We start from the raw sequence: 11,577 nt of genomic DNA on the forward strand, positions 1-11,577 counted from the left end.
CTGCAATACCGATTCTTAGCCTGTTTTTTATTATTTTGGTTTTACCTTACTGCTTCTTTGCGCATTCGTAAGGAGCGATAGTTCCTAGCTTCTTTACGATGGTATTTGAACCGTCGGCATTTGACTTACCGAGGTACATAGGCAAATTAAGGTGCTTTGTGCCTGGTGCAAAGGAAACAGGTCCACCGATTGATTGCTTCAGTGAAATTGAATCCATTGCCTTATTTACCTTTGCAGTATCGAAGGACCCTGCCTTTTCAACTGCTGCTTTCCATAGGTAAATACTGCGATACCAAGCAGGTGCGTTAAATGTTGCAGAGAACAAACCTGCAGCTTCTGGATGTTGCTTGTTGAACTTAGCAACAGTTGCCTTTGTGAATGGATCTGTAACAGGAAGATAGAAATCCTGTACACCGATCAAACCTTCGGCTTGCTTTCCAATGATTGGGTTAATGCCCTCATCAAAGAGTGTTCCAGCAATTGTTCCCTTATATCCGCCATCAACAACACCCTTAATAAATGGTCCTGTTCCTGGAAGAACGACAACTTCAAAGAGAGCATCAGCCTTTGAAGCAAGAACCTTGCTCACTAGGTTTGATGCATCTGTCATATCAAGTGGAACATATTCTTCGCCAACGATTGAACCGCCACCGGCAAGAACTACCTGACGAACACGAGCAAGAATGTTACGTGGGTACAGATAATCACTTCCTGCTAAGAAGAAGGTCTTCTTTCCAAGTGAAAGAAGGTGCTTAACAGTTGGGTCTACCTGTTGGTTTGGTGCAGAACCTGTGTTCCAGACGTTATTGCTGCACTCGTTGCCTTCATATGATGCTGGCCAGATGTATAGAGTCTTGCCGCGCTTTGCAATCACGTCGCGAATTGCAACGCGTGTAAAGCTAGCAACGCCACCGACAACAACAGCAACCTTGTCTTGGTTGACTAGCTTGCTTGCAACCTGAGTTGCAACTGCTGGATCTGTAGCACTATCTGCCAAAACCATTTCAAGTTTGCGGCCAAGAACGCCACCACTTTTATTGATTTCATTGATTGTGAACTGAGCAACAGCCTTGTTGGATTTTCCAACAATTCCGAATGCACCAGTCATATCTGTAAGCACACCAATTTTCACTGTCTGTGCTGCTTGCGCAGGAGCAAACGTCAAAGCGCCGAGCATTGCAACAGCAGATGCCAGGATCGCAGTGTTGCGACGAGTACTTCCCTTCTTGAATATGTTCTTATTCATTTCTCTCCCTATTACTATTTCGTTTGTTTTGAACAGGACTTGCTTGATTACATGAATTAAATTCACTGTGAACTTATCGCCCCCTCTGGAAAATACCGACTGGGCGAAAGCGCATGAAGATGATTGCCAAAAGGACAACCAAAATTTGTCCAGTTACTGGACTAATAAATTGACCAAGGACCGCACCTGGCACGGCAATTAACGCAGCACCTGCAAGTGGCCCACCAAATTGACCAAGCCCGCCGATCATCACCGCGATAAACATCAGGATCAAGTTGTCGTATCCTAAATTTGGATAAAGCGTTTGCAGGGGCACAATCATTGCGCCTGCAAAACCAGAGAGCGCAGAACCAACGGCATATGTTCCGGCATACATCCACTTAGTAGAAATACCTGAAACAGATACTAACTCTGGGTTATCAAGAGTGGCTCGAACTTTCATTCCAAGATTCGTTTTTAGCAATATCAAGCCGATAGCAATTGCAAGGAGCAATGTGACGACCATGATCACGATGCGCCAGACAGGAAGGCTTGCACCCCCGATATCTATTGAGGATTGAATCGGAGCATCAACAGGTGATGATTGTGTGGACATTCTTGTGCGAAGTGACTCGCGCATAATCAAACCAATTGCGAATGTTGCAAGCAGGGCGCCCTGCGGGTTTACATAAAAACGATGAATGATTGTTCGCTCAAGGAGCAAGCCAAAGAGTCCCACAACTATTGGGGCAAGAATGATTCCAATCCACAAATTATCTAGGTACTTGCCACATAGAAAGGCTGTGACAGCGCCAAGTAAAACCAACTCGCCTTGGCACATGTTAAATACCTTCATCATGCCCACGATAATTGCCATTCCAATTACCAAAAGAATCAAAACTGACGAAAGACTTAAAACGTCAAAGATTCCGCGGATAACTGTTGGGCTCATTTTTATTAGCCCTTCGCCACTTCTGTTAAGAATTTGAGCTTGGATTTAATCCCTTGAATTCGCTCTTCCTGCCACTCGTGAAGTTTCTGATCGGGTAAAACATCCCAAAATTCTGCAAGTGCATCCTTCATCTCTGTTTCTACGCCAGCCAAAGTTTCGATGACAGCAAGCCCGCAAAAAGGAACATAGGTGGGTGAATATCCACCTTCGTGTGTCATAACGATTTTTCCACCACAAACTTTTTGCGCCACTTTCATAAGCGCTGCCGTCATCTCGCGATAACCAGTGGCTGTAACAATCATGCGACCAAGTGGATCTGTCATTGCAGCATCAAATCCACAGCAGACGACGATTAACTCTGGCTTGAACTTTTCGATCGCAGGAAAGGCAATCTCTTCGAGTGCTCGCAAATATGCACCGTTTCCACTACCTGCAGGAAGTGGAACATTTATTGCGTAACCGCTTCCGGCACCTTCGCCTTGTTCGGTGACATGTCCGCTATCAGGTGGAAAGAGACCATCTTGATGCATTGAGATCGTTAGAACGTTTGGATCAGCATAAAAAATAGATTGTGTGCCGTTGCCGTGATGAACATCCCAATCAAGCACAGCAACTCGCTTCACACCTAAGTGCTTCTGTGCATATCTAATTGCGATTGCGGCATTAGCGAAAATGCAAAAACCCATTCCTGTTTCTACGCGAGCATGATGCCCAGGTGGGCGAATCAATGCATATGCATTAGTGACCTCACCTGATACGACAGCTTTGGTGGCAGCAATTGCGCCACCTGCTGCCCACAATGCAATTTCATATGAACCTGTACCAAAGGGACTCAATCCATCACCGGCATCGCCGCCAACAGGAGTTGCACTGTCTCGTTTAATTCGATCTATATATTCTTTTGGATGAACTAAGGAGATATCTTCAACCGTTGCCTGAATCGCAGGAATTCTCTTTAATTTCTTACTTAATCCAGATACTTCAATTGCACTTGCTAATCTAACTTTTGAATCAGCACTTTCAAAGTGCTCGTATGGTTGTGCATTTAATCCAGCAGGGGATGCTCCAGCGGCGTTGCCTGTGTTATGCCAACCGTAAATTTCTTCCCAAACGTAACCAGTAGGCATTCTTTTGACGCAGACCCCCGGTTCTTAAGCTGGATGAGAAATGCTATTGCGTGAACACTATCTAGTTCACTTGGCAATAACTAGGGGTTACTGACCAGTTTTCAAATAATTTGGGCCAAAATCACGCGTGCTTGGTCGCCAAAGTGTGGACTGCCTTTTTCATAGACATCGATTCGTAAAATCTCTGGTGCAGTAATTCTTTTAGCATCTGCCAATGAATCAAGTTCGCCTTGAAAATTTTTTCCTTCAAAGTGTTCGTTGTTCACACCAATAACAATCCAACCTGCAGGACGTACAAGGGATAAAACATTCTTTAGCGCATCTGGTCCAAGGTGACCATGTGTAAATGTTCCAGAACAAATGAGTGCGTCATAGGATTCAAATGTGTTCACAACGCTTTGCGTCAGATCGCATTCGCTCAAGTTTGTATAGACCAGTGAATCATCTGTGCGCTGCTTACGACGTGCTTCAGCCAACATTTCTGGTGAGATATCTAAGCCATCAATAAAAAGGTGCGGACGCAAATGAGATAAGTACATTCCAGTTAATCCTGTGCCACAACCTATGTCTATTACTCTGGCTAATTCATCGGCATCAGTTGGCACATGTTCATTAAAGACTTCTGAGATCGCCTTGGGATATCGGTACTGTTTCGCATCGACAAAGGATGATTCATATGTGGCGGCCCACTTGGCGTATAAACGACGATTATCTTCTGGAGTCTTTACTGAGTACGCCTCATCTAATCCGAGGGCCTTTTCATCTGACATGAGCGAAAGTTTATGGATTTGGGATAAGGATTGCTAGTGCTCTGTCAGTTCCCTATGCCAAACTGCATCTATGAGTTGGTGGACAGATTTCAAAGCAAAGAGAGCGCTCAAGAGAGCTCGCTCGCAATACCAGAGTGATTACTCGGATTGGCAGCGAGATGTTGAGATTTTTAAGAAGATTGAATCTGCTTTTGAATTAGCAATTAAGGGTGAAGACTCTGTTCCAAATAACACTGTGCAGAAAAAAGGTGAAATCATTTTGTGGCAAGGCCAGGGCCAAATGCACGAAACAGGGCGAACACCAGGTCGCTACGTTGGTACTTCGCAAGGATTTAGCATTCCCCTTGTTGGTGGGATCCGCTATCGAGTAGGTGCACAGCGTGGAACATTTGTTGCAGGAGATGAAGTCCAGGCATACAAAGAAGTGGGACAGGTTTTACTCACCACTGAACGTGTTTTATTCAATGGCCAGATGAATACCAAAGAGTGGGCTTTTGCCAAATGGAATGGCGCGTCCACAACAGCAGATGAATCAGATTACATTTTCCACGTCAGTAACCGACAGAAAACTTCAGGAATTTTCTTTGGCGCTACCCAGGGCCGCGAATTCAATCGCTTCTTAGCCCAAGCCATTAATTGCGCAGAAGAAGGCGTTGATGTTGTTCTTAAAAGTGTTCGCAAGCAAATCAAAGAGTTGGCCGAAGATGAACCACAGGCGCCAACGCCAGCATCGATTGAATCTGCTCGTATTGCACAGTTAGCCATTGATGCGCCGAAGAATTAAGCCGGGCGGAAAGAGTCTTTAGCTTCTGTCTGTGCGTGCTTGATCATGATGTGACGAGTAACAGAGTATTCAGCAACTGATTCTGCGCTCATATCTTTTCCAAAGCCACTGCCCTTTACTCCCCCATGCGGTGCTTCGGACGCAATTGGCAAGTGATCATTGATCCAGGTAACACCAACTTCTAATTGATGTGTCACACGCATTGCGCGTGCAACATCGGTAGTCCAAACAGATGATGCCAAACCGTAAGCACAATCATTAGCAAGTGAAATTGCTTCATCCTCTGTGCTAAATGGTAGAACCACAACTACAGGTCCAAAGATCTCTTTTTGAACTGCTTCACTATTTTGCTTTGCATCAGTAATAAGTGTGGGAGGGTAATAAAAACCATCTATATCTGGGATGAATCCACCGGTGTGAATTGTGGCCCCGGCAGATTTAGCGTTTTCTACGAACGAGTGAACTCGTGTGCGATGTTCGGCGCTAATAAGCGGGCCAATATCACTTGAGGGATCCTGTGGGTCTCCATATTTTATGGATGACATCACAGAAGTTAATTCCTTTACAGCAGCATCAAATTTGGATGTGTGAACATAAATACGTGTGGCTGCTGTGCAATCTTGTCCGGTGTTATATGTAGAACCCATCGCAAGTGCGTGCGCCATTGCTTTGATATCAGCATCTTCAAAGACAATTGCGGGTGCTTTGCCACCGAGTTCGAGGTGTAAACGCTTTGTGGTCTTTGATGCTTCAGCCATGATTGCTTGGCCCGTTGTGGTGGCACCTGTAACTGAAATCATCGCAATATCATTGTGAGCAACAAGTGCTTTACCGAGATCATCATCTCCTGATAAAACATTGAGCAATCCCTTTGGTAATCCTGATTGCACAGCAAGTTCTGCCATACGAAGTGCAGTACTTGGCGTTGATGGTGCTGGCTTCAAAATGACTGCGTTGCCTGCAGCTAGTGCTGGACCGAATTTCCAGATGGCCATAATTAATGGAAAGTTCCAGGGAGCAATTGAGCCAACAATTCCGATTGGGCGTTTGATTAACATCGATGTGTAACCCTCGGATAAAACTCCGGCGCCTGTGCCATCTAACGAACGTGCGGCTGCGGCAAAGTACTTCAAGTTATCTACAGCAAATGGCAATTCACCGTCGCGAAATACAGCAACAGGCTTTCCACTTTCGCGAACTTCTAGTTCAGTTAGCTTTGCCGAATCTACAGCAATTGCATCTGCGAATTTAAGTAGCGCAGCGCTTCTTACTGCAGGGGTTAATTGTGACCAATGTTTGTAAGCAGCTTTTGCACCTGTGATCGCTGATTCTAAATCTGATGTGGTTGCTGCTGCGTATTGGAGAGTATCCGAAGGTTTTGCAGGATTAACCAGTGTGATTGGTGCACCTTTGCCGGTGACATATTCACCGTTGATGTATGCGCTATGAGTTGTCATGGTTTAGGCATCTGCTAACAAAATTGAATCAGCAGAGTTCCAAGACAAATTACAGACAGAGCCAACAGGTGGCACTTCATTAAGCGCGCAAGAAACCTTGATCAATTGATCGAATCCGCAATCAACAAATAGAAGGCTAGAGCCGCCATAGAAATTAGAGCTAACGAGCGTGCCCGAAATCGTGCCAGTTGAGCCCAATTCAATGTCTTCTGGTCTAACAACTAAAACTGCCTTCGCACCTGATGCTAATTGAGTTGCAGGAGTTGGCAATGTTTTGCCCTTTACAGTAATTGTTGCGGTACCGAGTGAGCCTGCAAACAAATTGCTGGTGCCAATAAAGTCAGCGACAAACTTTGTTTTTGGCGCGCTATACATCTCAACTGGAGTTGCAACCTGCACGACTTCGCCCTTATCCATCAGTGCAATGCGATCTGCAATTGACATCGCCTCTTCTTGATCGTGAGTGACAATGATAAAAGTGATGCCTGCTTCGTGCTGTAAACGCTTGAGTTCGAGCTGCATCTCTGAGCGGACTTTTTTATCCAGTGCAGATAGAGGCTCATCCAGTAACAAAATCTTTGGTCGTTTAACAATTGCGCGTGCTAATGCCACTCGTTGCTTTTGTCCACCAGATAATTGAGATGGACGGCGATCCTTTTGATCGATTAATCCAACAGTTTTTAGGACGTCTTGAACTCGTTGATCAATTTCGCCCTTATCCAACTTCTCGCGGCGCAGACCATATGCAACGTTGTCATAGACATTTAAGTGGGGAAAGAGTGCGTACGACTGAAACATCAAATTTACTGGGCGCTTATTGGCAGGCACAGATAACAAATCTTCATTAGCTAAAGTCACAACACCTGAATCAAGGGATTCAAGGCCGGCAAGGGCGCGAAGCAGAGTTGTCTTACCGCAACCAGATGGGCCCAGAAGTGCGAAGAATTCGTTTTCGCGTATATCTATAGAAACGTTATTGAGCGCCTGAACATCACCGTATCGCTTTGAGACGCCTGCGATATTGAGAAATGAACTCATATTTGATCCCGCACCTTTACGTTTCGTTGAGCGATTGTGACAATCAAAGCGCTAATAAGCAAAACAACGGTTGCAAGGGCATTAATTTCAGGTGAGACACCAAAGCGAACCATTGAATAAATCACCATTGGCAAAGTTGGAGAGTTAGGTCCATTAGTGAAAAAAGCAATCACGAACTCATCGAGTGAGAGTGTGAAAGCGAGTAATCCTCCAGCAATAAGTGCTGGCTTGATACTTGGCAGAGTAACTCTAAAAAATATTCCAACTTGTGTATCACCTAGATCTTGCGCGGCTTCCTCAAGGGATGAATCAATTTGAGCTAGGCGACCTCGAACTATTGCAGTAACAAAAGCCATACAAAAGAGTGCATGACTGATAATTACTGAATGTAATCCAAGGGTTAGATGCAAAGATGTGAAGAGAGCAAGTAATCCAATCGCTAGCGCTAAATCTGGAAAAATTGCTGGAGTCAGCGCAACTGCTTCCATCGCTGAAGATTTTTGATATCGGGCTAAACCAATGGCCAATAAGGTTCCAAGAACAAGTGAAATTATCGTTGTAATGATTGCGACAATTAAGGTGTTCTTAAAGCCCTCCATGATGTTTGGGCTGTTAACCAATACCGAATACCACTTTGTGCTAAACCCAGTCCACATAAATGGCGCATCTGATTTATTAAATGACATAAAGATCAGTACTGATATAGGCAGATATAAAAATACAAGTACGCCATAAAGCGGAAGACGTAACCAGCCGAGTTTGTTATGCACGGGTATCCCCCAGCACTCGGCGATTCACACGCGCCTGAATAAAGAAGAGTGCGCAGAGCATGACGACCATTGATAGTGCCATTACCGAACCAAATGGCCAATCGCGTGCTTTTAAGAATTGATCTCTGATTAAGTTACCGACCATAATCGTTTTGCCGCCACCTAATAATTCAGGAACGATAAAGTTTCCAACACTTGGAACAAAGACGAAAATCGCACCGATTAATACACCTGGTAGCGCTAATGGAAGTGTTACTTGTCTAAATGCTTGGGCAGGAGTTGCACCGAGATTAATTGCTGCCTCTTTCATCGCAGGGTCAATGCGCACAAGGGATGAATAAATCGGCAAGATCATCAGTGGGATATATGCATAAAGCAAACCTAAAACAATTGCACTGGGCTTATATAAAAGCTCTAAAGGCTGGCTAATTACTCCCATATTGATTAGGCCCTTATTAAGAAAACCTTGGGTGTTAAGGAGAACGATCCATGCGTATGTGCGAATTAGAAAGTTTGTCCAAAATGGCAAAACAATGAGCACCAGCATGATGTTCTGACGATTCGTTGGCAATTTAGTAATTGCGTATGCAACAGGAAAACCGATAAGAAAAGCCAGAAGTGTGGCTGCTCCTGCAATCAAAATTGATTTAACTAAAACACCGATATAGAGCGAATCAAGAGCACGGGTGTAATTTTCAAAGGTAAAGATGAATTCGACTCCGCCATAGGTGCCACGGGATAAGAATGTGTAGGCGATGATGAAACCAAGCGGGATTAACATAAACGCGGTGATGTATGTAAGGCCCGGGACTAAGAAGATGGCGCGCGAAAGAAGAGCGCGACGCTTGATTGCGTCGCGCCCTTCTGACTTAACCGCTAGAGCCATTTAGTAATTTGTGCTTATTACTTGGCCGTTACTTCAGTGGCAATGCGCGTATAAAGCGCAGAAGCCTTTCCGAGGTCAACAAGTGCTTCATTCTTTAGGAGCTCTGCTGGAGTAATACCCATATTTGGGAACCCTTCAACAAGTGCTGGCAAGGACTTTTCCATAGCTGGAACGTTAGGAACCTTGTAAAGAATGTTGTCGACTACCCATGAGTGAACATCCTTATCAAGGATGTGGTTAAGGAATGCGTGTGCTGCTTCCTTATTCTTCGAAGTCTTCAGAATGACCATAACATCAGTAAATAGATCTGAGCCTTCTGTTGGAACAACGAACTTAATGTTCTTGTTCTCAGCAATTCCATAGTTACACCATCCATCCCAGGCTTCAACCATTACGGCTTCACCGGAAACCAGGCGTGTATAGAAAGTAGTGTCATCGTAGGCAAGAAGGTTTGACTTCGCTTTAACAAGAAGGTCCTTGACCTTGCCCATTTCAGCTTCGTCCTGAGTATTAGCAGAAAAACCAAGAGCCTTCTGTGCTGGAAGCATTAACCAACGCTCAGTAGCAAGCATTGTTACTTTGCCCTTGTACTGTGGCTTAGGCATCAACAAATCATTCCAACTTGTTGGCTCGTTGCCCTTCATTAAGTCTGCGCGATAGCAAATACCTGTTGTACCCCATGAGTAAGGCATTGAGTACTTGTTGCCTGGGTCAAAAGCGAGTTTTGCAGCTTCTGGATAGAGGTTTGCTTCATTAGGAATAAGTGACTTATCCAAAGTTTCGATCAAACCTTGCGCAGCGAGTGCTTGTGCAAATTGACCAGAAACGAATGCAATGTCAATTCCAGAATCTCCACCTGCTGTGAGCTTGGCCATGATTTCTTCATTGGTTGCGTGGTTAGTAATTGTTACCTTAGTTCCAAATTTTTCTTCAAACTTTGCAGGCAAATCATCTGGGTTGTATGCAGCCCAGTTGCTGACAGTTAACGTTTGCAAGCTGAGATCTGCATTTGGATCAAGTGCAGTCTCACCTGAATCTGAACTGCTACAAGCAGATAGTGCTAGCACAAGGCCAGCGATAGCCGTTGTGGCTGCTGCTTTGCGTGAAATTCTCATGAAGTTCCTCTCAAGAAATGCGCCCGCACTGGGCGCAAGAATTGCTCATAACACTAGAGAAAAACCTGCCGATTTTCTAGAGCCGCAGCGAAAAATCCTGCGTGGTTTACAACTTCGGCGCTGTGTTGTTGGATTAGCCCATGACTTCGCAAAAATTAACCATCCTTTTCATGCCTGAGTCCGCCTACGGCCCAACCAACCAATGCGTTGGTATCGGATACCGACTTCTCAAAGCTGGCCATCGTGTGGTCTTTGCAGCCGAAGCATCATGGGAAGGAAAGTTAAAAGCACTCGGCTTTGAAGAAGATTTAGTTAATTTAGCGCCACCTGCGCCTGCAGATTCTGATGCAGATCCTGGACAGTTTTGGACAGATTACATTCGAGATACTTCCCCAGAATTTCGTAAGCCAACTATTGAGCAACTTGAAACATTTGTTAAACCAACGTGGCAGGCGCTCATCGATGGCGCCATGTATTGCGAACCACAATTGCGCGAGATCATTAAACGTGTAAATCCAGATGTCATTGTTGAAGATAACGTTGTTACATTTCCTGCACTTCTAACTGCAGGCAAACCATTTGTCCGAATCGTTTCTTGTAATCCACTTGAAGTAAAGGGAGCAAAGGTTGCTCCAACGTATTCAGGTTATGCCGCTAATGATTCAAGTAATTGGGATACATACCGCGCCGAATACAAGCGTACTCATCATGAAATGTGGTCAGCATTTAACACATGGGTGCAAGAACAAGGCGCACCTGCTCTGCCAGAACTTGAATTCATCCACGAATCAAAAGATGCAAACATGTATGTATTTCCAGAAGTCGCCGATTACATCAAAGATCGTCCGCTTAACTCAACGTGGACTCGTATTGATTCAAGCGTTCGCGAAACAGATGGCAAATATGACATCCCTGCTGAAGTTGCAAATCGTCCAGCAGATTCAAAACTGATCTACCTATCCCTTGGCTCATTAGGTTCTGCCGACGTCGGATTGATGAATCGATTAACTGAAGTCTTAGGAAAGACCAAGCACCGCTACATCGTGAGCATGGGCCCACAGCACGAACAGATTAAATTGGCTTCAAACATGGTCGGATCTCAATTCTTGCCACAGATCAACATCATTCCGCAGGTCGATTTGGTTATTACTCACGGTGGAAACAACACGACCACTGAAGCAATGCATTACGGAAAGCCAATGATCTTGCTTCCGCTCTTCTGGGATCAATATGACAACGCCCAACGTATGCACGAACTTGGTTTTGGCGTGCGCCTTGCTACCTATGCATTTACTGAAGCAGAGATGAATAGCGCTCTTGATTCCCTCCTAAGCGATGGCGCACTTGGTAAGAAGATGCGTGAAAATGCTGCGCAGATTCAAAGCCGCGATGGACTCGGTGTGGCATCTGCTCTCATTGAAAAAGTAGCACTCGCACACAAATCTAAATAGAG

General features: G+C 44.9%; 11 protein-coding genes. 2 read left to right on the forward strand and 9 right to left on the reverse strand.

Going from position 1 to position 11,577, the window contains the following annotated elements; genetic code table 11:
* Positions 1-46: 46 nt before the first annotated feature.
* The 4 genes from PHILAsVB114_RS04710 to PHILAsVB114_RS04725 all read right to left on the reverse strand — a co-directional run bounded on the left by PHILAsVB114_RS04710 (position 47) and on the right by PHILAsVB114_RS04725 (position 4,074).
* Positions 47-1,246, reverse strand: a complete 1,200-nt coding sequence (locus PHILAsVB114_RS04710; protein WP_095698226.1) for a substrate-binding protein — start codon at positions 1,244-1,246, stop codon at positions 47-49.
* 73 nt (positions 1,247-1,319) lie between these two features.
* Positions 1,320-2,177, reverse strand: a complete 858-nt coding sequence (locus PHILAsVB114_RS04715; RefSeq protein ID WP_095698227.1) for a branched-chain amino acid ABC transporter permease — start codon at positions 2,175-2,177, stop codon at positions 1,320-1,322.
* Positions 2,178-2,182: 5 nt separating this feature from the next.
* A complete protein-coding gene (locus PHILAsVB114_RS04720) occupies positions 2,183-3,304 on the reverse strand; it encodes a histone deacetylase-like amidohydrolase (RefSeq protein WP_095698228.1) in 1,122 nt (373 codons plus the stop codon).
* A 101-nt stretch (positions 3,305-3,405) separates the two neighbouring features.
* Positions 3,406-4,074 carry a class I SAM-dependent DNA methyltransferase gene (locus tag PHILAsVB114_RS04725; protein ID WP_095698229.1) on the reverse strand — a complete coding sequence of 223 codons (669 nt, stop codon included), beginning with the start codon at positions 4,072-4,074 and terminating at the stop codon, positions 3,406-3,408.
* Between the two features lie 70 nt (positions 4,075-4,144).
* Between PHILAsVB114_RS04725 and PHILAsVB114_RS04730 the strand changes: the two genes are divergently transcribed.
* A complete protein-coding gene (locus PHILAsVB114_RS04730) occupies positions 4,145-4,858 on the forward strand; it encodes a hypothetical protein (RefSeq protein ID WP_204246765.1) in 714 nt (237 codons plus the stop codon).
* On the opposite strand, the gene PHILAsVB114_RS04735 is transcribed toward PHILAsVB114_RS04730, so the two are convergent.
* The 5 genes from PHILAsVB114_RS04735 to PHILAsVB114_RS04755 are packed head-to-tail and all read right to left on the reverse strand — an operon-like array spanning position 4,855 to position 10,124.
* Positions 4,855-6,315 carry an aminobutyraldehyde dehydrogenase gene (locus PHILAsVB114_RS04735; protein ID WP_095698230.1) on the reverse strand — a complete coding sequence of 487 codons (1,461 nt, stop codon included), beginning with the start codon at positions 6,313-6,315 and terminating at the stop codon, positions 4,855-4,857. The two genes, PHILAsVB114_RS04730 and PHILAsVB114_RS04735, sit on opposite strands and share 4 nt — an antisense overlap.
* A 3-nt stretch (positions 6,316-6,318) precedes the next feature.
* Positions 6,319-7,353: an ABC transporter ATP-binding protein gene (locus PHILAsVB114_RS04740; RefSeq protein WP_095698231.1), complete on the reverse strand. Its 1,035-nt coding sequence runs from the start codon at positions 7,351-7,353 to the stop codon at positions 6,319-6,321.
* Positions 7,350-8,123: an ABC transporter permease gene (locus tag PHILAsVB114_RS04745; protein WP_204246766.1), complete on the reverse strand. Its 774-nt coding sequence runs from the start codon at positions 8,121-8,123 to the stop codon at positions 7,350-7,352. Before PHILAsVB114_RS04745 ends, PHILAsVB114_RS04740 begins: the two co-directional genes overlap by 4 nt.
* On the reverse strand, positions 8,116-9,009 hold the full coding sequence (locus PHILAsVB114_RS04750; RefSeq protein WP_095698232.1) for an ABC transporter permease: 894 nt from the start codon (positions 9,007-9,009) through the stop codon (positions 8,116-8,118). The genes PHILAsVB114_RS04745 and PHILAsVB114_RS04750 overlap by 8 nt, the downstream gene beginning before the upstream one ends.
* Before the next feature lie 17 nt (positions 9,010-9,026).
* Complete coding sequence (locus PHILAsVB114_RS04755; RefSeq protein WP_095698233.1) at positions 9,027-10,124, reverse strand: polyamine ABC transporter substrate-binding protein; 1,098 nt, start codon at positions 10,122-10,124, stop codon at positions 9,027-9,029.
* Positions 10,125-10,264: 140 nt separating this feature from the next.
* On the opposite strand from PHILAsVB114_RS04755, the gene PHILAsVB114_RS04760 reads away from it, so the two are divergent.
* The gene (locus PHILAsVB114_RS04760; RefSeq protein WP_095698234.1) at positions 10,265-11,575 is read left to right on the forward strand and encodes a glycosyltransferase; all 1,311 of its coding nucleotides are present in this window, start codon (positions 10,265-10,267) and stop codon (positions 11,573-11,575) included.
* The last annotated feature ends 2 nt before the right edge of the window (positions 11,576-11,577 follow it).

Origin of the sequence: Candidatus Planktophila limnetica, assembly GCF_002288365.1 — a bacterium.
In the GTDB taxonomy this organism is placed as follows: Bacteria; Actinomycetota; Actinomycetes; order Nanopelagicales; family Nanopelagicaceae; genus Planktophila; species Planktophila limnetica.